Below are 26,476 nucleotides of genomic sequence, written 5' to 3'. Positions count from 1 at the left end.
CAGAAAGAAGTCGTTGCTACAGCTTTCGCTCATCAATAGGATTGATAAAGAGCAAAGCGCGGTATTCTGAGGCTTTTCCCCACATTCAGCAACTAAATTCTAATAACAGATCCAATCCAACCTATAAAATTTGTCGTTTCTGTTCGTACATTTTTTCATCAGCTGCTTTGAGTAGTGCATCGACATCACTGTAGTTATTGCTATGAATTACCCAACCAACGCTAATTCGAAGATAAATCGAGTGCGTATCATAAACAACAGGTGTGCTACATATCGCTCTTCGAAGTTTAGCTACAATCGAAGAGACATGTTGATCATCAATGATGCGTGGTAACAAAACTAAGAACTCATCACCACCGATTCTCGCAACGATATCTGAACCACGTAACTCGCTCTTAATGCGATTAGCACACTCAATAAGCACCTGATCGCCAGCCGCATGCCCAAAAGTATCATTGATCGCTTTAAAGCCATCAAGATCGATATTTACCACAGCAAAGGTTCTTGCTCTCTGCTTTTGGGTGACTTTGAACGCCTGCTTTAGGCTGTACATAAAGTATCGACGATTAGGTAGCATGGTGAGTTCATCATGCATAGAGCGACTATCTGCAATTCGGTACAGGCGATAAATAGTAAAGAAGGCAAACGCCAGCACTAACATTATGGTGTAACCCACCAACCTTACTGCTTGAATTCGATACCACTGCACATCCATCAACACATGCTCATTACCAGAGAGAGCAAGGTACCAACCACCGTATGGAAAGCTCACCTGTTCAGTCACAAAAGCATTATCAAATACGTCCTGAGAGCCATAAAAGACCGCGCCATCTTTACCCGAACTGTTTGCACCGCGAATCGCGAGTTTATACTTGTTTTCGAGTATCCCAATTCCGACATCTTCAAACAGCTCATCTAAACTAATAACGGCACTGGATACACCCCAATAGTCTTCGTTAAAAGGCGGGTCTCGAAAGATCGGAGTTCGCGTAATGATAGCTTGGCCACCTTGAAACAGCTCAAAAGGACCAGCAATAAAGGTGTTGCCAAGATTACGGGCTATCTCAACAGACTCCCATTGGTCTGGATAATCACGATAATTAATACCGAGAATCTGCTCATTGCCTTCCATAGGGTAAACAAAGTTTAGAATGTCGTCTTTGGCTAGCCCAATAAGACGAATATGGAAACCATCTTTAATAATACTTTCAGCAATCTTGTCCCAATTTTTCACCTCACCATCAGGGTTTATGGTCACTAAGGTCGAAAAATTATTGAGGATATACATATCTGACACGATCGCGGCTTCGATTCGAGAACGAATGATCGATAGCTGCTTTTTTGCCTCAGAGTAGGATTCATCTTTCAGGTAGGATAACTCTTTAGAGTGAAAAAACTCGATAGCACTCATTACCACTAAAAAAAACAGTAAAGATAATAATTTGGCAGGCCATTGCTTGCTAGAACCACTTGGCATTCAGACCCCCTAAACCTTTTTGTTCTTAAATTTACTCATATCAGACTAACTCTTTAAGTATGCCGTTAAGCTATTTAAATACATACACTTAGCCTAGTGCCCATTTCATTATTGAGTCATTCATCACTTAAAGTCCATTAGACACATTGATTACTGAACCAAATATCGAATCAATCTTATTAAAGATTACAATGTATTGACCAAAACCTTACATTGAAAGATTCATGAGTGTTATTTTATATTCACAATTAATCAGCTTGGTACCTTACGAACATGAAGCTAAAAATGCTAACTCTGTGCACATTGTTATCAATCTCAGTTGCGGTTGCGGTTCACGCACAAGCTACTTCAGATACGCTAACGGCTTTTGACACACAACAGACGGTTAATATACAAGCAACAAGCGTACCAAATATTCAATTACAAGCTGGTGTTCTCGACTCTCAAGAGCAATCTTTTATACAATCCGCCGATCTGATTCGCACAACCTACGAAAGCCAACTTTACACTCTGCCTGCATTCAAAGAAGGTCACTATGGTTTGCGTATGTATCGACAAACATTAGACGACAAATATTCTGCCGCGGTATGGAGTGACATGGCACGTGTAGCAAGTAAGCTCAGCCGCCTGTCGAATGATGTTCACACCATGGAACAAATCATACTGTACTCAGAAAAGCGTGTTGCTTCCTATGTTGGCGACAGCGATGAACGTAGTGTTCGACGCTACAACATCACCAAGCACATGCCAGAATATCTATATCTTGGTGTTGACCTTCTCGGCTCTATGGCGCGCGCCAATGAGTACGGTTTAGAACACAAGAACGATGCCAAACTGCGTGAAATCATTCGTCGTTATGACTTTTCACGATACGTGACCAATGAAGATATGGTGAAAGCGTGGGCAGCCCAACTCGCTAATCAAGTTTACTGGCTACGCCAATTGGGTGAACAAGATGTCGTTGATGAATTTATCGATACCTTCAAAAAAGCCTACCCAGACGATAAAGACAAGAAGCTTTCAAGCCAGCAATACGGCAATAAGATCTATGGTATGACACATGTGATCTTTGGAGATTCTGAGTATTACCAGCACCAAGTAAGCGAGCAAGAACACCAATGGATCTACGATTACTTCAGAGAAAACATCGATACGATCCTGTTACGAGCTAAAGAGGATGTGATTGCTGAGGTTGGGTTGACTTTCTTATTAGCCGGTCTAGAGAATGACCCGGTTGTAGAGAAAACTAGGCTCGCAATCCAGGCATCTATCGATAAGACAAAAGGTATGATCCCTTCAGTCACCGGTGATTTTGATCTCAAGTATGGAGAGCACCGCAACGTACTCGCTATCATGCTACTCGATTGGCAGCAAGTGAACGAAGCACCGACTTATGAAGGTAACCCAAAAGTATTTACTAACATCCCTTACGGACTGGTTGAAAATCAACCGCTGAAGCACTAGCAGTAATACTTAAGTTGATTTTGGGTCCAAAAAAAAGCCGCAAACCTCTCAAGGTCTGCGGCTTTTTAACTCTTACCACACCAACACTTCATTCAGACTCAGGATACGGCTTTGTTCATCACTATCGTGAAATCCCCTTCTGCGTATCCTTCTACCAAGGAAACATCGTCACAGAGTGTTTTACAGAATCTATATACGCCCTGAGGGTGATAACTCATCAAGGTATTACGTGAAGGATACTGGCTTGAATTGAGCAGGTTAAAAATCACCGTCTGATTCGCTAGTCCAAACATACGAGTAATCATGTTAGTCAGATAATCCGAGTCGCGAGAGATGTAATTCAATGAGCCACTGGCGATAACTACATCGTGTACCTCAAGGCTCATTTGGCTCATATCACCCGACAAAAACCGACAACGATCTTCTGTATAACTCTGCTTCGCCTTCTTTAAAAAGCCTGCGTGTTGGTCAACGCCGGTGTAAGATTGAATGCGATAGATGCTGTCGAGCAGTTCAAACAGCTCGCCATAGCCACAACCCAAATCTAAAATACTCTTCTTTTCGAAGTCAGCCGAACGAGCAATCACTTCAAAGCGACACAATTGGCTCTCTTCGCTAGTCCACCCTAAAGCTTTAGCCTTGTCGCCATTCGAGCGGTTAGCCTGCTTTCGATGATAGCGATACACTTTCCAACGATCGAGCCAGTGCATTCAAACAAATCTCACTTCAATGAACATAAGTACGCCTCAATAAACTTAGACGTCAGAATTTGAAGAAAAGAGTCCACCAATCTTATAACCGACCGCATAGCAAACCACGGCGACAGTCACAAACACCAAAGCTGAGAAGACATAAGCCACCGATGCAGCAACGCCAGTACCCCATACTACGCTAAACACTAAACCGAGATACGCTTCTTGCGGCCACTGATAGATAGGAAACTGAGTACCACCAGCAATAAGATAAACCATCGCAAACAAGCCAATGAAGGTAGCAATAAGACCGATGAGAACGCGCATGTTCATAGAGAGACCCTTGATAAATTTGAGCTTGGTTGCCGTATTCTTAGTCGGAACGGAATATTCTTATTCGGAACCGAGTGTTCTTAATAGAAACCGGATTTTCTTAATTGGAGCCGAATGCTATTAATCGCAACCTAATGATATTCAAGTATATCGGATAAAACAGGCTTGCTCTATTACTCTTCCGAGTGAGCCTTATACACCGAATAGCAATAAAAGTGGTGGTTCAAAATCTGAATCAACTTAACGAGCAGGCACAAAAAAGCGGACACCCTTCTCACGTTAAATCCGCAAGAAAGGTGCCCGCTTCAACTGAATTTAGGCGCTTGAACTGAATCTCGCTTAAAGCAGGATGAAGATACCCGCTAAACACGCACTCATTAGGTTTGCAAGCGTACCAGCAGCGACTGCTTTCAAGCCTAAGTTTGCCACTTCAGCACGACGCTCTGGTGCCATAACACCGATTGAACCCAGCTGAATAGCAATAGAACCAATGTTAGCAAAACCACATAGAGCAAAAGTGACGATGACTTGGCTATGTTCAGATAACAGCGCTTTGTTCTCAACGAAGTCGATGAAAGCAACAAACTCGTTCATTACGATCTTCTGACCAATGTAAGAACCCGCCATCAATACTTCATCACTTGGGATACCGATCAGCCATGCTAGTGGTGAGAACAGGTAACCAAAGATAGCTTGCAGCGTAATACCGGCAAAACCGAACGTCTCACCTAAGCTTTCTAGGCCAGTGTTCACCATCGCAATTACACTCACGAATGCAATCAACATAGTACCGACAGCCACCGCGACTTTCATACCGTTCATCGCGCCGCTTGCCAGTGCATCGATCACGTTGCTTTGGTCAGCTTTATCGAGTTCGATATGGTCGTAGTCACTTGGTGTACTGCGCTCAGGAACGATGATCTTCGCCATTAACAGACTACCCGGAGCTGCCATGAAGCTTGCGGCGATAAGGTATTTAAGTTCAACACCTAAACCAGCATAACCACCAAGCACACTACCCGCTACCGACGCCATACCACCTGCCATTACAGCAAACAGTTCCGAACGAGTCATAGACTTTAAAAACGGACGAATAAGAAGAGGAGACTCACCCTGAGAAAGGAAGATATTACCTGTCGCTACCAAGGATTCAGCTTTGCTGGTGCCTAGCAGTTTTTGCACCGCTCCGCCCAAGATTTGAATCACTTTTTGCATGATGCCGAGGTAGTAAAGTGCAGAAATCAGAGCACTGAAGAAGATAATGATTGGAAGTACGCGTATCGCGAAAATGAAACCTTCAGTTGCAAGGTCGCCGAAAAGGAATGCGATACCAGCGTCTGCAAAACCAAGCAGGCTAGAAACGCCATTACTTAGGCTTGTTAGCGCCAATTGTCCCCAAGGGAAATATAACACCAAAGCCGCGAAGCCGATTTGAAGTAATAGTGCACGAGAGACTGTTTTCCAGTTAATCGAAGAACGACTTTCAGATAGCAGGTACGCACAAGCAATCAGTGCAAGAACACCGACAAAACCAAATAGAATATTCATAATGTGTCCTAGTAATCCTTAAAGAGTGAACATGAGCCAAACGAATGACATCAAAGGAATAGGACAAAGAACCGCAAGCAAAACGCTACGCGATGAAGGAGCTAACAGGGTTAGCGAATGTAACAACGAGTTGTTCATGTAAAAATCACCTTATACAAGCAGTGGAACGTAGCTGGTCCGGTCCGTGGGGTCATTCACATATCCATGTGACGGCTTGTATTGGCTAAGCACCGGCTTAAAACCGGAAAAGAAGTATAAACAGTTAAGTGAGACTTTCATCACATTTTTCAACGCAAACGATCGCGCGGTCAAGGATTAAACAAAACGCAGTGTTTATCGTCATTTTCGTTCTTCAAAAACTGTAAACAATCTGTATAAGGTTGAATTTGGAATGTTAAGTCCTTAAGCGTATGAGCGTAACCTCTCGGTTAATTCTGTGTGATTATTACCACTTTTCTGTGTTCTCCCTCATTTACTATGACTTCAAGATTCATCTTAAGTTTAGATGCGTATATACTTTGTATTATCTCACCCATTCATTATCTATAAAACGAGACGAGCTGATTAGATATAACTGCCATTGAGACTAAGAGAGGAAACACGTGAAGAAAATGGAAGCTCCGCACGACATGAACAATGGAGCTAGATTCAAAACAAATAGACACGGCTATGTGACAGTAGTTGAGTATTATAATACCTATACTGTTATTGTTGCGTTTGAAAACACCGGAAATATCCGCGCTATCAGTGCGGCGAAATTACGTACAGGTCAGTTAACCGATCGCTCTGTCGCACCTGAATCAATTATGATTGGTGAAAAGGTTGAATCCGTTAAGCATGGCATATTAACTATTACCCAAGTTGAATCTGAAAATATTGTGGTTCTGACCAATATCAATAATGAAGAAATTAGAATGTTATTGCCTGCCGTACAGAAAATGAAAGATAAAACCGAAGAAATAGATGGTGAAAATGTTACCTCGCCAAAACCGACTTCTCTTAGCCAACTAACTAAAAGAAATAAAAAGACCAAAGACGTTAATAGCATGCTTAAGAAAATGCTTACCGACTACGGTCGATACGATTAATTCTCTATTTTCTTCAACAGACCCTCTATATATTTACATTCCAATAGACAAATACATTCCCCCCCCAACCTTTCTCAATAGATACGTTGCATATTCGTGTGAAAAGTTAAATTTGATCAAAGTCTCACTCTGGATTTTTACCACACACAAGCGAGACCTCCGTCACAATCTCATTTTAGCTTTGTGATGGAGATCTTATTGAAATCTCAATATTTCCATTACTATGCTCCCACACAATAAGAGAACGCAGTTTCTCAACCCCTAAAATCCAATTGAGACAAATATTATGAAAAAGATTCTTGTAGTTTGCGGTAACGGCCTTGGTACTTCACTAATGATGGAAATGGCAGTGAAAGAAGTGGCTAAAAAAATCGGTTTCGAAGCGGAAGTTGATCACGAAGATCTGTCATCAGCTGCATCAAGCAACGCGGATATTTGGGTAGCAGCGACAGACGTTGCAAACCAACTGAAAGAAGGCGGAAAAGAGAACATAATCAGCCTTAAAAATATTTTTGACAAAGCATCAATCGAAGAACAACTAAAAACTTTCATGTAAGGTCAAAATTATGCAGAACTTTTTCGAATTCATGCTCGGCTTATTAAAAGAGCCAGCAATCATGGTAGGCTTAATTGCTTTCATTGGCCTTGTTGCACAGAAAGCTGATATTTCCACCATTCTAAAAGGCACAATTAAAACCGTAATGGGTTTCCTAATTTTAGGTTTTGGTGCTGGCGCTCTTGTTGGCGCACTAAATAACTTCTCAGTTGTATTTACTGAAGCATTCGGCGTAAGTGGTGTTATTCCAAATAACGAAGCAATTGTTGCATTAGCACAAGAAGCATTCGGTTATGAAATGGCTCTAATTATGTTCTTCGCATTCGTTGTGAATATTTTATTGGCTCGTATTACTCCTTTAAAATATATTTTCTTAACGGGTCACCACACAATGTTCATGTCTATGCTAGTAGCGGTAATTCTGTCTACAGCAAACATTGAAGGCACAGTTCTAGTCGCAATCGGCTCTATCATTGTGGGTACATTAATGGTTGTGATGCCAGCGCTAGGCCAAAAGTACACTGAAAAAGTGATGGGTACTGATCAACTGGCTATTGGTCACTTCTCGACACTGTCTTACATCGTGTCTGGCTTCATTGGTAGCAAATTCGGTGACACATCAAAATCAACAGAAGACATCCAAGTTCCTAAAAGCTTAATGTTCCTGCGTGATACGCCAGTAGCCGTAGCAACAACAATGGCTATCTTCTTCATGCTTGCGTCTATTATTGCGGGCGGCGAGTTTGTAGAAACAGTATCAAGCGGTCAAAACTGGGTTGTATTTACCTTCATGCAATCTCTAATCTTTGCTGGTGGTGTTTACATCGTATTGCAAGGTGTGAAGATGCTAATTGCTGAAATCGTTCCTGCATTTAAAGGTATCTCTGACAAACTAGTACCAGGAGCAAAACCTGCTCTAGACTGCCCTATGGTATTCCCAGTAGCACCAAACGCGGTACTAATCGGTTTCCTTTGTTCTTTCGCGGCTGGCCTACTAGCAATGGCAGTTCAAGGTGCACTTGGTTGGACAATCATTGTAGCGGGTGTGGTTCCACACTTCTTCGTAGGTGGTGCGGCAGGTGTTTACGGTAACGCGACTGGCGGTCTACGTGGTGCAATTCTAGGTTCATTCACGCAAGGTCTGTGTATCTCTTTCCTACCAATGCTACTACTTCCAGTACTGGGTGGTCTTGGGCTTGAAGCAACAACATTTGCTGACTTCGACTTCGGTGTTGTTGGTCTGATTCTAGGATGGATTGTTTCATGAGCCTATTCGATTTAATCGGTAACCAAGGCGTTATCATCAACTCTGAAGAGAACCTAACGGTTGATGCTGCGATTGATTTAACCTGTTCAACACTGTTAGCAAGCAAGAAAATTGAAGCAAGCTATGTTGAAGCTATCAAGCAAAAGCACAAAGACATCGGCGCGTACTATGTTCTAGCACCAAAGATTGCGATGCCTCATGCTCGTCCTGAAGATGGTGTGAACGAAGCATCACTGCAGGTGACAGTATTCAAAAAGGGTGTTGATTTAGAGTCGGAAGACAACGGTGACGTTTACCTTTCAATCACTCTGGCAGCGATGGACTCAGATAGCCATATCCATACTATTATGGCGCTATCAGAGTTGTTCCAAAATGATGATGACATTGATGCCATTATCGCAGCGGAAACAGAGCAAGAGATCATCGAGATCTTAAAGCGATACTAGTTACGCTAAAAGCTGTTACTCCAGAGAAAAGCTATCAGACCGAGCCCTGCTCGGTCTTTTTTTTACACGTTTCAAATGACGATGCACCAGATTAACAAAGAGATGCCCGCCGAAGAGCTTTTCAACTCAGAACTTACCAACTGCGAGCTTCTCACCTAAAAGCAGCTCAACTCAATAATCGACAGACAAGAGCCCCAGGCTCCCTTAATGCATCCACGTTATAGCTAAGTACACGTCCGGCAGACGGCGCATGATAACGACGACATTCGTTACCAAAAGCGTCGTATTGAATCGCCAAAAGATCATCTTGCTCTACGCTTTGTAAAAGCTCGACCTGAGGCAACACAAATCCACCAATATCAGCGCGGATAGACACCACATTATTGCCCTCTATCCAATCTATACTCGGCAGTGGCTTTTTGTCTCTTAAACCTTCAGCATCAAGCATCTCGTAGTAAGAAAGAATATTAAAAACACCATCTACGGCTCGTTGAATCATGTCAGGTTGAGTAAATTTCCCCATCCCGACTTCCACTGTAATGCTCGGAATTCCACTTCGATTCCAGACCGTTTCAAGAATACCCGGATCGCCGGGATCATTAAGAACACAATCGGGCAGCATTAACCTCGCCATCTCCAAGCATTGCTTTACTCGATAATCAGAAAACACATAAAGTGGATACACGGCACCACGAGTTTGGGTATGCAGATCAACAGCAAATGTCGCGTTGTGTTTGAGTAAGCGATCCCACAGAGATGCGACGAATCGCTCCGCGGCTAAGCCGTGTGCATCACCAGGAAAGAGTCGATTAAGGTTGGCAGGGCAAGAGCCCGGATCCGAAGAGATAAAATCGCGGCTGTGGTTAAGCAAGCCAGACAAATTCACAGTTGGTACAACTGTCACCGTGCCTTTTAATGTTTTGCCTACTAAATCTCGGATAATTTGCTGAGCAGCCAACACACCGTTTAGCTCATCACCGTGAATCCCGGCAGTGATCATCAACTTCGGGCCGTCTTGACTGCCTTTGAAAACAGAAACCGGCATGTTTTTAGGTTGCCCTAACCCATCACTGGTTACTTGAAACCAAAACTGATGCTCTCCAATCGGTAAGTCTTCGACATTTAAGGCGCCAATAACCTGCCTACCTTGTAAAACATCGCCTAAGTACTCTGTTTTCATCCAACGTCTCCATCTTGTTGAGCAAAATTTATTCTTTTCTAAGTTTTGGCATCATAGAGGATATCTTAATCAGTACAAACAGTTAATAAGATGAAGAAGCTCTAACCTCACCATAAGGTTCACCCATATCATTATCACCTCACCCAAATAGAAACTTGAAAAAGTAACCGAATAAGGAAATACGAGTGGTATACCCATTCACAAACCACTCAGTTTCCTGAAATAAAAGTGCAATAAAATCAACACTTAAAAAGTTCCCTATTCACGAAAATGTAATTTTACAGAAATGAAAGCTTAATTTAGCTGCTCTAAATTAGTTTCATATCGAAACGGAGAGCGCATTGCTCACGGATTTTAAAATACAAGGTAAGTGATTATGAAAAAGGCAGTTCTAGCTTCTGCAGTGGTAGCGGCACTAGTTTCAGGTTCATCGTTAGCAGCAACGGTTTATAGCTCTGATGGTACAGAACTTAAAATTGGCGGTCGTGCAGAATTCCGTGGTGATTTCATTGGTTCCGGTGGTGCTGAAGTTGAAGGTTCAATGAAAGATAAAACTCGTTTCCGTTTAAACCTTGGTGGTAAAACAGAACTTACAGATACTGCAACGGCATTCGGTTTCTACGAAGCAGAGCAAGACACAGGTTCTGATAAGTTTGAAAACCGTTACATGTACGCAGGTGTTGATTTTGACGGTCAAGCCATTTCTGTCGGTCGCCAAGATATGGCTTCAGTTATCGTATCTGACTTTACAGATATCACTGAGTTTTCTGGTGTGCAGCAAGCATTCGGTGCAGCTTCTGATAAAGAAGATGGTGTATTTGCATACCGTGGCGGCTTTGATGCCCTGCAACTAGAAGCCACTTACCAAACCAACAGCAAAAAAGACTCTGACGGCTACGGCATTTCTGGTGTTTACTCACTGCCAATGGGCTTAGATCTTGGCCTAGCCTACTCAGGTGAAGACCTAGGGGAAAATAAAGGTAGCGCAGACCAAATCCTTGCCGGCCTAGCGTATTCTCTAGACAACCTGTACTTAGCAGCGACTTATTCAACAGGCGACCTAGATGATAAAGCGACAGGTACCGATGCTAAGTCATTCACTGCTATGGAGTTTGCAGCGCAATACAAATTCACCAAGCAAGTATCTGCTGCAGTCGTATATACTTACCAGGAAGATGAAATCAACAGCGGAGCAAAAGTAGACGCTGTCGACGGTATTGAATTAGCCGGTTACTACAAACTAAACAGCAATTTCCGCACATACCTTTCTTACTACGTTAACGGTTTAGACGAAGTTAAAAATGCAAAAGGTATCGTGACAGCTGGTGAAGACACACTTCGCCTAGGTGTCCGCTACGATTTCTAATCTAAATCGACTTTAGATAGAGACTAGAAAGGTTGGGCGGTTGCTCAACCTTTTTCATATTCAAATATTCTGACCAACTTCATCAATGCTTTTTCTGGTTAAGTGGTGCTAAATCCGTATCATAGGTGAACCACATCAAATAATTAGAAGCATCATGTCACAACACCATCCGATCCAAGGCGCTAGCTGGATGCTAACCGCAGGCCTAGCCTTTGCCGTTATTAATAGCCTAACTCAAGTCGCTAGCATTCATTTCGGACTTACTTCTACCACCGTTGCCGTCATTCAATACGCCATCGCGTTGTTCGCTATTCTTCCTTATCTGAAAACGCTGGGCATTCGCCGCGCGCTAAAAACCGACAACCTAAAGTTGCACGTATTCCGTGTCTTCTTGTCTGTTATTGGTATTCAACTTTGGATATGGGCATTGGCTTACCCAGTACCTATTTGGCAAGGCATTGCCCTTCTCATGACGTCGCCATTGTTTGCAACCATAGGCTCAAGACTTTTCCTCAAAGAGAAAGTTGGGGCAGCTCGCTGGGGCGCGACCTTAGCCGGCTTCGCTGGTGCTATGGTGATTCTAGAGCCGTGGGCAGAAGACTTTAACTGGGCAACACTGCTACCGGTTGGCGCCGCTTTCTTCTGGGCATGCTACTCACTCATGGTGAAAAAACTCTCTTCGCAAGACAGTCCTTCAACCATGGTGGTGTACTTGCTGCTATTAATCACACCATTTAACATCCTGCTTGCCGCGCCAGATTGGCAGACTCCAAGCGGCGGTACAATTTGGGCTATCTTGATTGTTATCGGTGTTATGACGGCACTCGCTCAATGGGCAATTGTAAAAGCCTATTCTGTTGCTGATGCTTCGTTTGTGCAACCTTTTGACCACGCAAAATTACCGTTAAATGTTCTAGCGGGTTGGATTGTATTTAGTTGGGTTCCACCGGGTCGTTTATGGCTAGGGGCTGCTATTATTATTGCGTCAGTTGCATTTATTACCCATTGGGAAACGAAAAAACCGGCGAAAATAAAGAAAGTTTAGGATCGATGAAATAAATAGTTCGACTGTCCGTTCTATATGGATAAGAGAATTCAAACGAGGCCGTAAGCATGAAGAAACCAGTCAAGATTACACTATACCGTTGGGCAGGCAGCTGGGGTCCATTTAAAGTTAACATCCCATGTGGAGAATGCACCCTTACCAAAGACATTCTTAAGGATACTTTTGAGAATGAGTTATCAGATGTCGATGTTGAACTGGAAGTGAAAGATTGGTTATCTCACTGGTGGGAGCCGCTAAAACTGGGTTCTTGGCATGCTCCTATCCTTGTTGTTGAAGGCAAGGTAGTCAGCCAAGGTGAAGCGCTTAATCGCGGTGTTTTGGTTCAATCTGTAATTAAAGAATGGACCAAACGAGACAGCCTAAAAGGCAACATTGTTTACGGAAAAGCGACCTGCCCATTCTGCGTTAAGGCCAAGAAAATGCTTGATGAAGCGGGTGTTGAATACCAATACCACGATGTCGTAAAAGACAGCGCAGCTTTGTATCGTATGATTCCAGAGGTAAAAGCGCACATTGGTGAGAAAACACCAGTAACAGTTCCTCAGATTTGGCTTGATGGTAAATACATTGGTGGAGCTGACAACTTAGAAGCGTGGATGAAAGAGAACGGTTTAGATACCATCCCGAATAATGTTGTCGACCTATCCAACCAATCGACAGGCTGAATTCAGTAACAGTCATTAGTCAGAAGCTTTATCAGTGTTTTTTGTGTCCATCCACAACAAAACGAGCGATGACCTTCATTAATCGCTAAAACGCAAAAGGCCTTAAACTTAAATAAGTTTAAGGCCTTTTTAAAATCCGTTTTTGAAAATGCTTATTTCGCCATTTTCTTCATCATTCGCTTAATGAATGATGCTTTTTTTGGCTTTGGCTTGCCATACAATGCTTCGTGCATCATGTTTTTTGCTACCATTTGACCAAGGTATGCGTGGCCTAGTTCGTAATTCATGCTTATCTCCGCACATAATCGATTTTCTTATGCGCGGATTCTACACTTAAAGCGCCCAAAAACAAGATCTAAATCACATTTTTAGTGTAATATCACCATTAAGTTACAATTAAAATTTTCATTTAAACATCCATAAAAAAGCAGCTCAAGAGAGCTGCTTTAAAAATAGTTTTTTAGAAACCTAATTGCTTAGAAATCAACCAACATGAAGAAATAACTTAGAAAACAAACAGTTAAAAAAACTAGCTACGCTTTGGCTGTCTGTAAGTTTTACCTGCAATTTGGTATGTGTCTTTTTGCTTTAATTCGAACATAGTTTCAAAGAACCAAGCTGCAAATTTGATTAAGTCATCGCCTTCATTCATCACATGTTCGATGTACTCTTGCTCTTCGCCTTGTTCATTTTCTTGAAGCGTCACGTGGTAAATACGCTTTTCGCCTTCAACTTCAGCTAGCGCAAATTGACCTGTTAGTGATCCAGCAGCCTCAGCGACTTCTGTATCCTCATTGGATTTCAATAACTCAAGTGCTTGAGGCAGGCCATCTAGTGCGCAGATAGCTTTTACCAGTACTTCAAATTCATTTTGCTGCATGTTTATTACCTATTAAATGGACGCAGGTATTGTAGAAAACCATCCATACAAATACAACGTATTAACGACTGTATGCTGAACTATAGCGAGCTAGCTGTTTAACTGGTCTGTACTTCAGCTGCTTAACTGTACTCAACTTCGGTAGCCGTGGCTTTCTTGTTCATTCTCGTTGAAGACCAAAGTACTGTAGCCATGCAAGCACCAATAATCAGATAAAACACGCCGAGCTGTAGGTGAGTCGTCACCCAACTCTCGACTAGATATCCACCAAGTAAACCCGCCAAACACATCTGAATTGAACCTGACAGTGCCGACACTGCGCCCGCTTTCTTCTTATGAGGTTCTAATAGCATACTGATCGATAGAGGGAAGGAGATACCTTGAGCGATAGCTAACCACGTAAATGCCCACACTAAGTTAAAGATGGATAACTCATGAGTAAGTAACCAAGTCCCTGAAGCTAAAATGATCAAAATCGCAAGACTCATCAATTGTGGTGTACTAAACCTACGATTGAGCAAGTTCAAAGCCACGCTACCAATCAGTAAGCCAGCCGAAGGGACTATCATCAACGATCCGTATTCAGCGGCTGTCAGCCCCAATTGCTCTTGCATTAAGAATGGAAACAGTGATAGCGACACCAAACTCGCCATGTAACTCATCCAATTATAACTGGCACTGGTCAACACTTGGCGATTCGTCAACAAACGGCCGTAGTTCTTGACCACTTGACTGACTTCAAAGCGGCTCTTCCCGTATGGTAAAGTTTCATGAAGAACAAAATAGCCGAGAGTGAATATCGCCAGTAAATACACAAGAACAAACAGGAACACCGCCTGCCAACCGAGGTGGAATGAGATCCAACCACCAAACACGGGCGCAATAATCGGCATGATCGAAGCGGTGACCGAAATATAAGACAGTGCTTTGGTCAGTTGAAGGCCATCATAGCTGTCGCGCAGCACACTTCGCCCAAGAACCGAGGCACTACCCGCACCTAGACCTTGCAACAAGCGACCAACCTCTAACGCCGTCATGTTGTCGGAAAAAACAACACAAACAACAGTACCAATCAAATAAACACCCTGACCTAACAAGAAGATAGGTCTTCTCCCCACGGCATCGGACATCGGCCCGTAAAATAGCTGAGACAAGCCAAAACCCACAAGAAACAGCGTAACGAGCAGCTGTACATCTACCTGAGTCACACTTAAGTCTGAAGCAATTAGCGGCAATGATGGTAAATAGATACTCACCCCTACCTGTCCTGTAGCTATGATCATCATGGCTAAGAGTAGCGGTGTTTTTTTAAAGGTCGATTGGCTCAAAAAATTCCCTATTCGTTTGTTATTTGTTCATCAGATGAGTTTACATTCAAAACCAATAATTGATAATTAGCTAAATTGGAATTTAATTAAGTCCCAACAGGAAATAGTATGGATTGGATTCTTAACGTAAAAAGTTATGTAAAAGTGGTGGAAGAAGGCAGCTTCAATGGCGCAGCGCGTAAACTCAATACCACCAGCTCAGCGATCAGCAAAAGAGTGAACTGGTTAGAAGAACGTATTGGCACTCAACTATTAAAGCGCACCACGCGCTCAATCAGCCAAACCGAAGCGGGAGCTCTCTTTTATCTGCGAGCCAAAGATCAGCTCGATAATTGGCAATCGATTATTGATGAAACCCGATCGGTTAACCAAACGCCTGCGGGCCTGCTAAAGATTGGCGCAACCATTGCTGTTGGTTCTAAGTTTCTCGTGCAATACATGGACGACTTCTTAGAAAAGTATCCAGACATTAAAGTACAGCTTATCACCACCACGCCAGGTCAATTACCTGAGCTTGGCTTGGACCTGGTGATCAGTCGTGAACTGGAACAACTCAACTCGTTAAGCTTCAAGAAAACACCACTATTTGAACACAAAGCCAGCTTTTATGCCGCACCAAGTTACTTGGCTAAACATGGTTATCCCATCAACGAGCAAGATTTAGAACAACACAACTCCTTAATATGGGGAGAGCGCCCTACCCGTGAAGTCACACTCACCAAAGGGCAGCGCATCACTTTGAACGGTAACTTTGCGACCACCAACCCTGAGGCTTTGTTTCATGCCGCCAAGCGAGGAATGGGCGTACTGTTAACCATCAAAGCAATGATCAAAGAGGATCTTAAACAAGGGACACTGGTTCCAGTATTACCAAATATAACAGCTGACGAAGTGATGGTTTACGCGTACTACCCTAAGCTTGACTACTCACATACACGAACCAAGCTATTTTTAGACCACCTAAAAGATAGGCTAGACAAAGAAAGAAATAGTCAAATTTTGTGAAATATATCGCACTAAATTTGAAAAATCACACAACACGACCAATAATAAACTAGACGCATATCAAGATTATTAATGCAAGTAGCATTGTTAATATTTAAGACGGTGCTGCTACAAGATCGTATACACAAGATCATACACATACAGCTTACACACGATTCTGGTTGGCTACGGATGGTGACTATGACTCAACATACACGCAATAGCATGATAGACACAGAGCGCATTGGGCGCTTACTCAAATTGGAAGGTATCGACCTTTTAGAGTCTGCCGTGCTTACTTTGCATCAAACCTTCGGTACTCAATACACCAGTATCATTGAGAAAAAGCACTTTCCCGATCAAATGGTTCCTTTGGTCATTGCCCATTCTGACCATGTACTACATGACAAAATAAACGCACGCCATGGTCACATATACCAACAAGCCGTTAATCAAAAACACCCAGATTGCTCATTTGCTCAGTATATCGTTCAGTCACTCCCAACATCAGCATTTAGGCAAGAAATCACCTCACAAAACTCAATCGCTATCCCAGCACGCAGTCAAAGTGGCGAAGTCATGGGTGTGCTTTTCTCAACCTTTAGTTCGCCTATGAGTACAGATCAGCAACAAGACGTGATAAAACACCACCAGTTGTTCGCAGATATCGTCATTCACACCTTGCGTGAAATGTGGTTCAACGACCGTTCTGAGCAACTGGTTAATCAACTCAGCTACGAAGTATCACACGATAGTCTAACTGGGCTATTAAACCGTAGCTGCTTATCAGACACCTTAGAATCGATCACTCAGCAGAGTGTCACTCCCTTCACGCTCGCTCTGCTCGACATCAATAGCTTCAAAGCCATTAATGATATGCACGGTAATTATATTGGCGATAAGGTGCTTCAGTTCGTTGCAGAGACCTTGCGCCGAACCTTGCCCGACAACAACCTGACGTTCCGGACGGCTGGCAATGAGTTCGCATTCATTACCTATCATTCAGACCCAATAGCGGTTTGCGAGCAAATACTGGATAAGATAAAGCAAGGTTACAATAGTATTGATATCAAAATCGATTTCGACGTCAGTATCGGCATTGCCCGGTCAGATGGAGATAATAAAGACGTAGAACAAATCATCTTCAACACCAGTTTGGCACTAAAAGAGTGCCAGCATAGTCAAGATACATACATTCAATGTTACGACACTCACCTAAGGGTTCGTTACCAAAGGAAAACCGAGTTAATCGCCGCCTTACGAAGTGAGCTTGACAGCCCCATATCAGACAGTCAGGCACCTAATGACAATGGAATGTACGTGGTTGTACAACCAATCGTTGATCACATTGATACACGATGGGATTACTTCGAGGTGTTAACTCGTTGGAAAACCACAAGACATGGCGACATCTCGCCAGTGGAGTTCATTCAGGTAGCGGAAGAGTCGGGGTTGATCGTGGAACTGGGTGAACGGATCATCGAATTGGTATGCCGCGCTAAAACAATATTGGAGCGAGGCTTAGGCTACAAAGTTAAGCTTGGAATAAACTGCTCCGCTCACGAGCTTACCGATTCTAAGCGTTATATTTCCTATCTCACTCGAACGATTGAACAGCATCACTTTAAAGCAAACGAGTTTGTCATTGAGCTAACCGAAACCGTGCTGTTATCTCCAACTCAAGAAACAAAGTCAGCACTCGACTTTCTAAGGGGACAAGGGTTCACGATCGCTCTAGATGATTTCGGTACTGGTTACTCAAGCTTAAATTACATTCATAGCTATCCTATCGATTGTATTAAAATTGATGCCACCTTTATTCGAAACTTGCTGACAAACTCAACATCCGAAAGTGTTGTGTGGTTGATTATTCAACTGGCACACAGACTCAATGTGTCATTGGTTGCGGAAGGCGTAGAGAAGCTTGAGCAACTAGAAAAGCTGCACGCAATGGGGTGTGACAAAATTCAAGGATACCTCTACTCTCCACCTATGCGACCAGAAGCTATCGTTAGCTACGTCACTCACTCAGAACCTCTAGCCTAAACGCCGTTTACTACCTCAACCTAAAATCAAAAAGCCGCGAGCGTATCACTAAACATTTAAGTATTTAGTTCTGCACTCACGGCTTTAAAGGCTACATCATTACTCGCAACCATCTAGCTAACGGTTACCTTGACGGCATACAGTCAGCTAATAACTATTAACTATTAACTATTAACTATTAACTATTAACTATTAACTATTAACTATTAACTATTAACTATTATTCAATTGTGTTTCTAAAGCTTTCTTTAATAGCTTGTCGGCTTCATCTCTAGCGGCTACGAATGTCGCTTTTTCCTTTTTCGGCACAGAGTCGGCCATAGGAATATTCGCTTTCATTGCATTGACAGGACGACCACGTTCGATCAATTCGTAATGTAAGTGCGCCCCCGTCACTCGGCCCGTTTTACCTGATAAGCCAATACGCTGACCACGAGATACCGTTTGTCCTTTACGAACGAGGATCTTACTCAAGTGTAGGTAGCGTGTTTTGTATGTGCTGCCATGCTGAATCACCACATAGTTACCCGCATATGGGTGCTTACGAGTCATGATCACTTTACCATCACCTGTTGCTTGAACGGGTGTGCCAATTGGCGTCGCGAAATCTGTGCCGTTATGCGGAGAGACTCGCCCAGTCACAGGGTGTAAGCGCTTAGGATTAAACTGAGAACTTTGACGCCAGCCACTGCTCACAGGGTAACGTTGGAAAGCGCGTTGTAAGCTATCACCATTGGCATCGTAATATTGCCCGTCAGTGTGTAAGTACGCTGAAACAACACGGTTACGGTTCATGATCTTGATGGCTTCTATTTCACGTTTCCCGGTTGCGACACCATCAACGAATTGCGCTTTTTGAAGCACTTCAAACTGATCACCCGCACGTAAGTCTCGGCTGAAATTCAGCTTATCTTTGAGAAGAGTCACAATATGGTCAATCTCAATACTGTTCAGGCCAACTTTGTTCGCTGACATAGAGAAACTGCCTTGAATATCACCCACTAGAGGTTTCTGCTTCCATTCACCCGGAATAGAAATATCTTCGAATTCGTAGCTGCCGTCATCAAGCAGTCGATAAACCACTTTGTCCGCGACACTAAATTGAAGTTCCATTTTTGAAAGGTTGCCCGTCGCTTCGTCACGCCAAAAGCGTAATGTATTACCCGGACGAAGCGTGTCTAACGCAAGGAAGTTCAAATCGGTTTCCATCACGCTCATCATCGAGTTATAAGAAAACCCAAGCTGAGTGAAGATGCTACTTAAGTTATCACCTGATTGAATTTGATATTCAAACGTCGGTGGCTCAATAACGGTAGCAGAAGGAGGTGACAGAATTGACTCAATAACGGTTGAGTCTGGCAAATCAAGATCGATCGTTTTCGTCAGACTTGATTGTGAATATTGCAAAGCAACACTAATCACTGCAATAAGTGGCAGTCCTAAAATTGCTGCTTTTTTTACAGGTGAAAGCTCAGCAAACGGAGAGGAAAATATTTTTGAATACACGGTAAACAGGTCTTTCTACGATATAAAAGCACAGGATATGCTTTTCAGGCGTATAAATCATCATTGCATTGTCATAATATGATGTGAATCTGCGCAATCTCGGCTAAGTCATTGAGTTACCGTTAATGAAATAGGCACAACTCAAAAAATTAATGAACCAACGATTTAGACATTAAAAAGCAGAAACATCTAGTTCCTGCTTTTTAACTAATTCATACTATTTCAATTAAGTCATGCTATTTCAATTAAACGTTAACTGTCGATACCAAGCAATTATCTTCACCAAATTCATTCGGGATATAACGATCAGCATTCGCATCGTTCACCCATTGTTGATCATCAACTAGGTAGCGAAATTGAAACTCGCCATCTTTCGGAAGACGAGTTTTAAACTTGTAAACCTTCCCTTTCGCCAGTTTTTTCATTGGGGTCGCTTTCCAATCCAGAAAGTCGGCAACGATAGATACGGAATTAGCTTCTTGAGCTTCTAGCTCGAAAGTCACTTCAACTTCATCTTTCGTCTTAAAAAAACGTTTATTAATCATTCGCAAGCTCCATTTGTAAAGTAAGCAGACACAAAGCTAAGTGTGTCTAAATTTCATTCATCTACTTAAGATAATATGTAATTTAGCTCACATAAACAACAGTTCCTTGCCCTAACAAAAATGTCATTGCTCATCAATTGATTGCGCATTGAAAGAAAAACTCATTAACACCTTTTCAGATTGCAATTCTGGAAAAGATTGTTCCGCAGAATGTCGAGTAAAACCGATAAAACCTTCCCCAGAGAGTTTGCTTTGTGAATCGAGCAGTTGAGTAATCTCTAAAGTTTGGATTCTCACACGGTCACCAAGAAAGAATTGGTCAACTAACACGACACGGCTTCGATGCTGGTCATGTTTAAACAGGCCAAGATAATAGAAAACGCCACTGCCTTGGTTAGATACCCACATAGGTGCAACAAAGAAACTCGCCTCGCCGAGTATGACTCTTGAAAGGTTGTTGGTGTCTACGGTGACCACACCACGCTCAACACCGGAGTCATACCGCCCAAACGCGATTGATCTTGGTCCATCGACTTCATTAATAAAGGCGTACGCGTTGGTTTCAGGAACTTTGATTGTCCATGGGTTAGTCGTCTTCAAATCAAAAACGGTTTCAACAACAGGGTCATAACTGACTTGAGAAGAAGGAAACTTCGCCAAGATCTCTTCGTCACTTAAGCTAAAGCGATAAATACCCGCCAGTATCACCACAACCAGCATGATAATAGGAATCAGTAAAATCAGAGGTATAGGTAAGATTTTCTTTTTCATGAGCAATTATATTCTTTTGTTTTCATCCAGTTGTGCAGACCATAAAGGGCTTTAGTATAATTATCAATACAGGGTTAACCAGAAGTGGAGCATGGATGGATATCAATCATATTAAAGAGAGAAATATCAGAAGTTGCGAATGCCGCTGTGGAGCCGTCAATTTAGTCTGCAGAGGCGAGCCTCAACGCACCTCCGTATGCCATTGTTATGAATGTCAGAAGCGCACCGGAAGTGTGTTCGGGGTTCAGGCTCGATTTCCCATAGAACAAGTGACACTCAACGGAGAGGTCACCTCCTTTTCACGTATCAGTGACACGGGCAATGAAGTCACCTACCAGTTTTGCCCTAAATGTGGCACTGCCATGCTATTGCAGTCGGTTGCCGCCGCCGATTTTTATGTCGTCCCGCTCGGACTATTTAAAGAGCAAGACTTTCCGCTACCAAGCTTTTCAGTCTACGAAGAACGCAAACACGGATGGGTCAAATTTGACCACCAGATGAGTCACTACAACTAGCCTGTTACTGACCATTTTCTCTATAAAGCAACAGTATTGGAACAAACTGCAAGACTGTTGCCTAAGATCAAATATCAACGTTCTACAACGCTAGCGTATCTTTTCGCTAGCGTTATAATCTGCTCCTCTTTTTAACCCAGGGTGAACCACATGATTTCTAAACTACCTCGCTGGGTTGAATACGGCGCCTTACTGTTAGCGGGCCTTGCTGGCAGCGTTAATGCTATTGGTTTACTCGGCTTCCAACATCAAGCTATCTCCCATATTTCAGGCACCATGTCTTTACTTGGCAGCAGCCTGCTCACGCCGACTTCAACTTCTATGCACCTCCTGCTAATCATTATGAGCTTTATGCTAGGTGCCGCGTTCAGCGGATTCTTTATCGAAAATCAAGCATTGAAGTTAGGACGCCGTTACGGTGTTGCGCTATGTATTGAGGGTGGATTGCTGTTCTTGGCGCTTTGGGCACTGTTACAAGGCTACACTTCAGGCCAGTATTTCGCTTCAGCCGCGTGTGGGTTGCAGAACGCAATGATCACCACCTATAGCGGGGCGATCATTCGCACCACACACATGAGCGGGATCATCACAGACCTTGGGATCATGATTGGCGCACGCTTAAAGGGGATGCCTTTTGACCGCCGTAAAGCCAAACTTCTTATGTTCATCGTTGTTGGCTTTCTGTTTGGTGGTTTAAGTGGTGCTTGCCTGTTCCAGCGCTTTGAAATTTTGGCACTGGCTTTCCCTGCCTCTTTCGCGTTCATTGTCGCGTTTAGCTACTGGCTCTACCTAACTTATCGAACTGAAGCCTCAGTAAATTTATAAACGCCTAGTAATAACCATGAGAATATGTAACATCTGCAACACTTTATTCTAAACTCATAATTTGTTGCAGAATAACCTGCGTGAATATTTAGCGATATTTGATGAATAGTATTGCAAGTGATATTAATACTCGGTAATCTTGCACCCAATGAGAAAATACGGATGTTTAGAGAATAAAAATGCCAAGGATGTGGCTTTTTTACATGTAGAAATACGAGAATAATTAACATGTCTAACAACACGAATACTGCTCAACCAGAGAAATCTAAAGGCAGTTTCTGGGTTTTCTTAATCCCATCTCTAATTGGTTTGTTCCTCTTCATGGCGCCAATTAGCTACCAAGGTGATCTCACGATCCCTGTCGCTATTCTAGCCAAATCAATTCAAGCGGTTTTCGGTGAGTCTCTAGTTGCTATTATCACTGCAATCGTTGCCTTCATGTCTGTAGCTTCCGTGTTAAGCACCATTTTCAAACCTACATTCATTACATCGAATTCATTTCTAAACGGCCTTTTCAACCCATCTCCACTGTGGTTGTTGGTTCGTATTATCGGTGGTGCTGCAGCATTCATGGCTTTCTTCCAAGTTGGCCCTGAGTTTATCTGGGAAGAAAACACCGGTGGTCTGGTGTTAGAGGGCCTATTGCCGACTCTATTTTCAGTATTCATCTTTGCCGGTTTACTATTACCACTTCTACTTAACTTCGGTTTGTTAGAACTGTTTGGCACCTTACTAAGTAAAGTGATGCGTCCAATCTTCAACCTGCCGGGTCGTAGTGCTATCGATTGTATGGCTTCTTGGTTAGGTGACGGCAGCGTTGGTATCCTGCTTACAAGCAAACAGTACGAGAAGAAATTCTACACTCAACGTGAAGCCGCTGTTGTTGGTACGACTTTCTCAGCAGTATCTATCACGTTCAGCCTTGTAGTGATTGCTCAAGTAGAACTAGAGCACCTATTCCTACCTTTCTACGCAGCAATCTGCTTAGCAGGTATTGTGGCCGCGGTAATCATCCCTCGCCTTCCTCCACTGAGCATGAAGAAAGACACCTTCATTGATGGTACAAAGCCTCACAAAGATGCTGATGCAATCCCAGCGGGTCACTCGACTTTCTCTTGGGGTCTTGAACTCGCGGTAAATAAGGCATCACAAGTGAAGTCTGCTAAGTCTGTATTTGGTGAAGGCATTCGTAACGCAGTCGACATGGTATTCGGCGTTCTTCCTGTTGTAATGGGGCTAGGTACAATGGCATTGGTGATTGCAGAATACACCTCTGTGTTCTCATTCCTAGGTCAGCCTTTCATTCCATTCCTTGAGCTACTTGGAGTACCTGAAGCGGTTGCAGCATCTGAAACCATTGTTGTTGGTTTTGCGGATATGTTCATCCCAGCGATCCTTGCCGCTTCTATCGACAACGAGATGACTCGCTTTGTTATTGCAGCAATGTCGGTAACTCAGCTGATTTACATGTCTGAAGTAGGCGCTCTACTTCTAGGCAGTAAGATTCCAGTGAACATCTTAGAACTGTTTATTATCTTTATTCTACGTACGTTAATTACGCTTCCAGTTATCGCAGGTGTAGCGCATCTAATATTTTAAATTAGACGTACTGATACAGTGTAATAAATAACCTGATTTGTAATAGCCTCACTTTTGTGGGGCTTTTTTTCGCCTAATATATTCACTCTCCGGTTTAAAATACATACACTCTCCTGTTTAAAACATCGCCAATATACGAATTGAGAATATCATTTGATTTCATATTAATTCTCTTACACCTCTCCCTTATATAATAAACCATACGCATATTCGCCTAATTAATATCTTCCTTACTTTGTTTGCCTTTGATTAAGCCAACTCTTTAACTCATTGAACCAAAAAACAAAAGTAGCAAGTATGTAATTAACTGAGTTTTACGTTGTGCGGGTTGTTGTATTTTTGTAGTCTATTTTGTGAAATTACATTCAAGTAAATCCCAACAATGTCGATATATATAATTACAAAAACACGATTAGCTTTAGTTTTCGCAAAGCTTGTGAGAAGAGGAAAACACAATGAAATTTAGCCATAAGGTGGTTGCAGCATCATCAGCCTTGCTATTAGTGACAGTATCATTGCTTTCAATACAGCAACTTTACACCGTAAAAAGTGCTGTAGAGAACCACGTCAATGCAAGCCTGAAAGAGATGGTCTCTGGGATTAAGAACACCGTAGCATCAGAGATGAATGCTAAAAAAGCACTGGCTCAGTCGACGACTGAAGTCATCGAAATCAACCCTCAAGATCGTACATACGTTCAAAACATCCTAGAAAAGCCAAAACTTAAAGGCAGCTTTCTCGCGGTTGGTTTTGGTTATGACGCAAACGGTTTCGTTATTGAAAATGATGATGGTTGGGAAGCTGGCCCGGATTACGACCCACGAATCCGCCCTTGGTTCATTGATGCTAAGTCCAAAAACAGTTTAGTTGTTACCGACCCTTATGTGGACGTATCAAGCAAAAAAGTCATCATTTCAATTGGTACGCCAGTGCAAGAAAACGGCCGTTTCACTGCAGGTATGTTCTACGACCTAGAACTAACCAACCTTGCGACCTTGGTAAACCAAGTGAACTTGTTTGACGCGGGCTACTTATTCCTAGTCACTGCCGACGGCACGACGATTGCTCACCCTAACGCTAAGAACAATGGCGAAACGCTATCAAGCTACCTGCCACAAGCGACTATTCGCGAGGGATCTCAACAAATTGAAGTCGACGGTAAAAAGTTCCTAGTGAACTTCACTCACATCCCAAGTGAAGATTGGTACATTGGCGCAATACTTGATGAAGAGATCGCATTCCAAACGGTTGAAGATCTGAAAAACAGCTCGATAATCTACTCTTTAATTGCGGTTATTCTCAGCATCATTGCATTAACCGTCCTTATTCGTGTGTTAATGCGCCCGCTTGAGACGCTTAACCAAGCCATTCAAGATGTTGCGAGCGGACAAGGTGACTTAACTAAACGTCTAGATACCAATACAGATAAAGAGTTCTCTGACCTTGCGAAAGGCTTCAACACCTTTACTGAAAACCTGCAAAATCAAATCATTCAATCCAAAGCGATTGGTGTTGAGATTAAACGTGGCACTGAAATCACAGTAAAAGGCGCGGGTGAGTCAGCGAATGCGATGAATACTCAGCTGCAAGAGCTTGAACAGCTAGCCACCGCAATGAACGAGATGGCCGTTACCGCAACGGAAGTAGCAAACAACGCTCAAGGCGCAGCCGCCGCGGCTCGTGAAGCTGACGATGCGACACTAGACGGTACATCTGTAGTAAGTGACACGACTCAAGCGATTGATAACCTTTCAGCACGTATCGACCAAGCGGTTGCAGAAGTACAAGTACTTGAATCAGCAACAGCAAATATCGAGACGATTCTTAAAGTAATCAACGATATCGCAGACCAAACCAACCTACTTGCATTGAATGCTGCTATTGAAGCGGCGCGTGCTGGTGAATCGGGCCGTGGTTTCGCTGTCGTTGCCGATGAAGTTCGCACACTAGCGCAACGTACTCAAGAATCGACCACAGAGATCCGCAACATGATTGAGCAGCTCCAAGCGGGTGCAAGCTCTGTATCTAACGCGATGAATCAAAGTAAAGACACAGCCACTGACGCCGTTGAACGCGCTCAGCAAGCGAACTCTTCACTTGACCGCATCCGCGACGCGATTCAGCGCATCTCTGATATGAATATTCAGATTGCTTCAGCAGCTGAAGAGCAGAGTTTAGTAGCGGAAGAGATCAACAACAACACAGTTAAGATCAAAGACCTTTCAACACAGGTATCGAACGCAGCTCAAGACGCAAACACAGCAATGCAGGTTCAAACTGACAATGTTCGCCAACAAGACGAACTATTAAACAAGTTTACGGTTTAACC

25 protein-coding genes are annotated in these 26,476 nt (G+C 43.0%); 14 read left to right on the top strand and 11 right to left on the bottom strand.

Translation table 11 applies throughout. From position 1 onward, the window contains the following. Positions 1–121: 121 nt before the first annotated feature. On the bottom strand, positions 122–1,477 hold the full coding sequence (locus tag AB4180_RS04050) for a diguanylate cyclase (RefSeq protein ID WP_017097049.1): 1,356 nt from the start codon (positions 1,475–1,477) through the stop codon (positions 122–124). 273 nt (positions 1,478–1,750) lie between these two features. On the opposite strand from AB4180_RS04050, the gene AB4180_RS04045 reads away from it, so the two are divergent. Then, complete coding sequence (locus tag AB4180_RS04045) at positions 1,751–2,941, top strand: DUF3541 domain-containing protein (RefSeq protein ID WP_102249385.1); 1,191 nt, start codon at positions 1,751–1,753, stop codon at positions 2,939–2,941. Positions 2,942–3,039: 98 nt separating this feature from the next. Here the strand turns inward: AB4180_RS04045 and AB4180_RS04040 are convergent, their stop codons facing one another. The 3 genes from AB4180_RS04040 to AB4180_RS04030 all read right to left on the bottom strand — a co-directional run bounded on the left by AB4180_RS04040 (position 3,040) and on the right by AB4180_RS04030 (position 5,514). Then, the gene (locus tag AB4180_RS04040) at positions 3,040–3,651 is read right to left on the bottom strand and encodes a trans-aconitate 2-methyltransferase (RefSeq protein ID WP_102249386.1); all 612 of its coding nucleotides are present in this window, start codon (positions 3,649–3,651) and stop codon (positions 3,040–3,042) included. 45 nt (positions 3,652–3,696) lie between these two features. Beyond that, positions 3,697–3,966 carry a hypothetical protein gene (locus AB4180_RS04035; protein WP_012600286.1) on the bottom strand — a complete coding sequence of 90 codons (270 nt, stop codon included), beginning with the start codon at positions 3,964–3,966 and terminating at the stop codon, positions 3,697–3,699. A 339-nt stretch (positions 3,967–4,305) separates the two neighbouring features. Then, a complete protein-coding gene (locus tag AB4180_RS04030; RefSeq protein WP_009845705.1) occupies positions 4,306–5,514 on the bottom strand; it encodes a NupC/NupG family nucleoside CNT transporter in 1,209 nt (402 codons plus the stop codon). 611 nt (positions 5,515–6,125) lie between these two features. On the opposite strand from AB4180_RS04030, the gene AB4180_RS04025 reads away from it, so the two are divergent. From AB4180_RS04025 to AB4180_RS04010, 4 genes are all read left to right on the top strand, one after another. Continuing rightward, the gene (locus tag AB4180_RS04025) at positions 6,126–6,602 is read left to right on the top strand and encodes a hypothetical protein (RefSeq protein WP_009845706.1); all 477 of its coding nucleotides are present in this window, start codon (positions 6,126–6,128) and stop codon (positions 6,600–6,602) included. A 286-nt stretch (positions 6,603–6,888) separates the two neighbouring features. Continuing rightward, positions 6,889–7,158: a PTS sugar transporter subunit IIB gene (locus tag AB4180_RS04020; RefSeq protein ID WP_009845707.1), complete on the top strand. Its 270-nt coding sequence runs from the start codon at positions 6,889–6,891 to the stop codon at positions 7,156–7,158. A 10-nt stretch (positions 7,159–7,168) separates the two neighbouring features. Then, positions 7,169–8,425 (top strand): PTS ascorbate transporter subunit IIC, encoded by a 1,257-nt coding sequence (locus tag AB4180_RS04015; RefSeq protein WP_009845708.1) that lies wholly within the window; start codon positions 7,169–7,171, stop codon positions 8,423–8,425. After that, positions 8,422–8,871 (top strand): PTS sugar transporter subunit IIA, encoded by a 450-nt coding sequence (locus tag AB4180_RS04010; protein WP_009845709.1) that lies wholly within the window; start codon positions 8,422–8,424, stop codon positions 8,869–8,871. Before AB4180_RS04015 ends, AB4180_RS04010 begins: the two co-directional genes overlap by 4 nt. A 166-nt stretch (positions 8,872–9,037) precedes the next feature. Here AB4180_RS04010 and AB4180_RS04005 read toward each other — a convergent pair whose 3' ends face one another. Continuing rightward, complete coding sequence (locus AB4180_RS04005) at positions 9,038–10,051, bottom strand: succinylglutamate desuccinylase/aspartoacylase family protein (RefSeq protein ID WP_102249387.1); 1,014 nt, start codon at positions 10,049–10,051, stop codon at positions 9,038–9,040. A 376-nt stretch (positions 10,052–10,427) separates the two neighbouring features. Here AB4180_RS04005 and AB4180_RS04000 point away from each other — a divergent pair, with 376 nt between their 5' ends. From AB4180_RS04000 to AB4180_RS03990, 3 genes are all read left to right on the top strand, one after another. After that, entirely contained in the window at positions 10,428–11,417 is a 990-nt protein-coding gene (locus tag AB4180_RS04000) for a porin (protein ID WP_029223821.1), read from the top strand. Between the two features lie 154 nt (positions 11,418–11,571). Beyond that, entirely contained in the window at positions 11,572–12,462 is an 891-nt protein-coding gene (locus AB4180_RS03995) for a DMT family transporter (protein WP_102249388.1), read from the top strand. A gap of 68 nt (positions 12,463–12,530) precedes the next feature. Next, a complete protein-coding gene (locus AB4180_RS03990) occupies positions 12,531–13,148 on the top strand; it encodes a glutaredoxin domain-containing protein (protein WP_012600280.1) in 618 nt (205 codons plus the stop codon). A gap of 152 nt (positions 13,149–13,300) precedes the next feature. On the opposite strand, the gene AB4180_RS03985 is transcribed toward AB4180_RS03990, so the two are convergent. From AB4180_RS03985 to AB4180_RS03975, 3 genes are all read right to left on the bottom strand, one after another. After that, positions 13,301–13,435 carry a hypothetical protein gene (locus tag AB4180_RS03985; RefSeq protein WP_012600279.1) on the bottom strand — a complete coding sequence of 45 codons (135 nt, stop codon included), beginning with the start codon at positions 13,433–13,435 and terminating at the stop codon, positions 13,301–13,303. Positions 13,436–13,677: 242 nt separating this feature from the next. Then, a complete protein-coding gene (locus AB4180_RS03980) occupies positions 13,678–14,028 on the bottom strand; it encodes a hypothetical protein (RefSeq protein ID WP_004731829.1) in 351 nt (116 codons plus the stop codon). 122 nt (positions 14,029–14,150) lie between these two features. Then, positions 14,151–15,356, bottom strand: a complete 1,206-nt coding sequence (locus tag AB4180_RS03975) for a multidrug effflux MFS transporter (RefSeq protein ID WP_012600277.1) — start codon at positions 15,354–15,356, stop codon at positions 14,151–14,153. 108 nt (positions 15,357–15,464) lie between these two features. On the opposite strand from AB4180_RS03975, the gene AB4180_RS03970 reads away from it, so the two are divergent. Next, positions 15,465–16,361: a LysR family transcriptional regulator gene (locus AB4180_RS03970; protein WP_102249389.1), complete on the top strand. Its 897-nt coding sequence runs from the start codon at positions 15,465–15,467 to the stop codon at positions 16,359–16,361. 180 nt (positions 16,362–16,541) lie between these two features. Next, positions 16,542–18,386 (top strand): bifunctional diguanylate cyclase/phosphodiesterase, encoded by a 1,845-nt coding sequence (locus AB4180_RS03965; RefSeq protein ID WP_029222882.1) that lies wholly within the window; start codon positions 16,542–16,544, stop codon positions 18,384–18,386. Positions 18,387–18,599: 213 nt separating this feature from the next. On the opposite strand, the gene AB4180_RS03960 is transcribed toward AB4180_RS03965, so the two are convergent. The 3 genes from AB4180_RS03960 to AB4180_RS03950 all read right to left on the bottom strand — a co-directional run bounded on the left by AB4180_RS03960 (position 18,600) and on the right by AB4180_RS03950 (position 21,208). Next, positions 18,600–19,892: a peptidoglycan DD-metalloendopeptidase family protein gene (locus AB4180_RS03960; RefSeq protein ID WP_017102768.1), complete on the bottom strand. Its 1,293-nt coding sequence runs from the start codon at positions 19,890–19,892 to the stop codon at positions 18,600–18,602. A 245-nt stretch (positions 19,893–20,137) separates the two neighbouring features. Beyond that, the gene (locus AB4180_RS03955) at positions 20,138–20,437 is read right to left on the bottom strand and encodes an isoamylase early set domain-containing protein (protein WP_012600273.1); all 300 of its coding nucleotides are present in this window, start codon (positions 20,435–20,437) and stop codon (positions 20,138–20,140) included. 123 nt (positions 20,438–20,560) lie between these two features. Further along, positions 20,561–21,208: a hypothetical protein gene (locus tag AB4180_RS03950; RefSeq protein WP_012600272.1), complete on the bottom strand. Its 648-nt coding sequence runs from the start codon at positions 21,206–21,208 to the stop codon at positions 20,561–20,563. A 32-nt stretch (positions 21,209–21,240) separates the two neighbouring features. Here AB4180_RS03950 and AB4180_RS03945 point away from each other — a divergent pair, with 32 nt between their 5' ends. The 4 genes from AB4180_RS03945 (at position 21,241) to AB4180_RS03930 (ending at position 26,474) form a co-directional block, all read left to right on the top strand. Further along, the gene (locus AB4180_RS03945) at positions 21,241–21,723 is read left to right on the top strand and encodes a GFA family protein (protein WP_198592248.1); all 483 of its coding nucleotides are present in this window, start codon (positions 21,241–21,243) and stop codon (positions 21,721–21,723) included. Between the two features lie 150 nt (positions 21,724–21,873). Then, entirely contained in the window at positions 21,874–22,548 is a 675-nt protein-coding gene (locus AB4180_RS03940; protein WP_009845723.1) for a YoaK family protein, read from the top strand. Between the two features lie 228 nt (positions 22,549–22,776). Next, a complete protein-coding gene (locus AB4180_RS03935) occupies positions 22,777–24,147 on the top strand; it encodes a YjiH family protein (protein ID WP_012600269.1) in 1,371 nt (456 codons plus the stop codon). 455 nt (positions 24,148–24,602) lie between these two features. Then, positions 24,603–26,474: a methyl-accepting chemotaxis protein gene (locus tag AB4180_RS03930; protein WP_012600268.1), complete on the top strand. Its 1,872-nt coding sequence runs from the start codon at positions 24,603–24,605 to the stop codon at positions 26,472–26,474. The last annotated feature ends 2 nt before the right edge of the window (positions 26,475–26,476 follow it).

It is taken from the genome of Vibrio sp. 10N.286.49.C3 (assembly GCF_041469545.1).
In the GTDB taxonomy this organism is placed as follows: Bacteria; Pseudomonadota; Gammaproteobacteria; order Enterobacterales; family Vibrionaceae; genus Vibrio; species Vibrio tasmaniensis_A.
This window is presented reverse-complemented; position numbering and strand designations above follow the sequence as displayed.

Bases quoted from the DNA above. Each gene is read 5' to 3' on its own strand.
- AB4180_RS03955 (WP_012600273.1), bottom strand. From the start codon at position 20,437: ATGATTAATAAACGTTTTTTTAAGACGAAAGATGAAGTTGAAGTGACT.
- AB4180_RS03985 (WP_012600279.1), bottom strand. From the start codon at position 13,435: ATGAATTACGAACTAGGCCACGCATACCTTGGTCAAATGGTAGCAAAA.
- AB4180_RS03930 (WP_012600268.1), top strand. From the start codon at position 24,603: ATGAAATTTAGCCATAAGGTGGTTGCAGCATCATCAGCCTTGCTATTA.
- AB4180_RS03935 (WP_012600269.1), top strand. From the start codon at position 22,777: ATGTCTAACAACACGAATACTGCTCAACCAGAGAAATCTAAAGGCAGT.
- AB4180_RS03940 (WP_009845723.1), top strand. From the start codon at position 21,874: ATGATTTCTAAACTACCTCGCTGGGTTGAATACGGCGCCTTACTGTTA.
- AB4180_RS04005 (WP_102249387.1), bottom strand. From the start codon at position 10,051: ATGAAAACAGAGTACTTAGGCGATGTTTTACAAGGTAGGCAGGTTATT.
- AB4180_RS04025 (WP_009845706.1), top strand. From the start codon at position 6,126: ATGGAAGCTCCGCACGACATGAACAATGGAGCTAGATTCAAAACAAAT.
- AB4180_RS04030 (WP_009845705.1), bottom strand. From the start codon at position 5,514: ATGAATATTCTATTTGGTTTTGTCGGTGTTCTTGCACTGATTGCTTGT.
- AB4180_RS03995 (WP_102249388.1), top strand. From the start codon at position 11,572: ATGTCACAACACCATCCGATCCAAGGCGCTAGCTGGATGCTAACCGCA.
- AB4180_RS04035 (WP_012600286.1), bottom strand. From the start codon at position 3,966: ATGAACATGCGCGTTCTCATCGGTCTTATTGCTACCTTCATTGGCTTG.
- AB4180_RS03965 (WP_029222882.1), top strand. From the start codon at position 16,542: ATGACTCAACATACACGCAATAGCATGATAGACACAGAGCGCATTGGG.
- AB4180_RS04015 (WP_009845708.1), top strand. From the start codon at position 7,169: ATGCAGAACTTTTTCGAATTCATGCTCGGCTTATTAAAAGAGCCAGCA.
- AB4180_RS03970 (WP_102249389.1), top strand. From the start codon at position 15,465: ATGGATTGGATTCTTAACGTAAAAAGTTATGTAAAAGTGGTGGAAGAA.
- AB4180_RS04040 (WP_102249386.1), bottom strand. From the start codon at position 3,651: ATGCACTGGCTCGATCGTTGGAAAGTGTATCGCTATCATCGAAAGCAG.
- AB4180_RS04000 (WP_029223821.1), top strand. From the start codon at position 10,428: ATGAAAAAGGCAGTTCTAGCTTCTGCAGTGGTAGCGGCACTAGTTTCA.
- AB4180_RS04050 (WP_017097049.1), bottom strand. From the start codon at position 1,477: ATGCCAAGTGGTTCTAGCAAGCAATGGCCTGCCAAATTATTATCTTTA.
- AB4180_RS04010 (WP_009845709.1), top strand. From the start codon at position 8,422: ATGAGCCTATTCGATTTAATCGGTAACCAAGGCGTTATCATCAACTCT.
- AB4180_RS04045 (WP_102249385.1), top strand. From the start codon at position 1,751: ATGAAGCTAAAAATGCTAACTCTGTGCACATTGTTATCAATCTCAGTT.
- AB4180_RS04020 (WP_009845707.1), top strand. From the start codon at position 6,889: ATGAAAAAGATTCTTGTAGTTTGCGGTAACGGCCTTGGTACTTCACTA.
- AB4180_RS03980 (WP_004731829.1), bottom strand. From the start codon at position 14,028: ATGCAGCAAAATGAATTTGAAGTACTGGTAAAAGCTATCTGCGCACTA.
- AB4180_RS03950 (WP_012600272.1), bottom strand. From the start codon at position 21,208: ATGAAAAAGAAAATCTTACCTATACCTCTGATTTTACTGATTCCTATT.
- AB4180_RS03990 (WP_012600280.1), top strand. From the start codon at position 12,531: ATGAAGAAACCAGTCAAGATTACACTATACCGTTGGGCAGGCAGCTGG.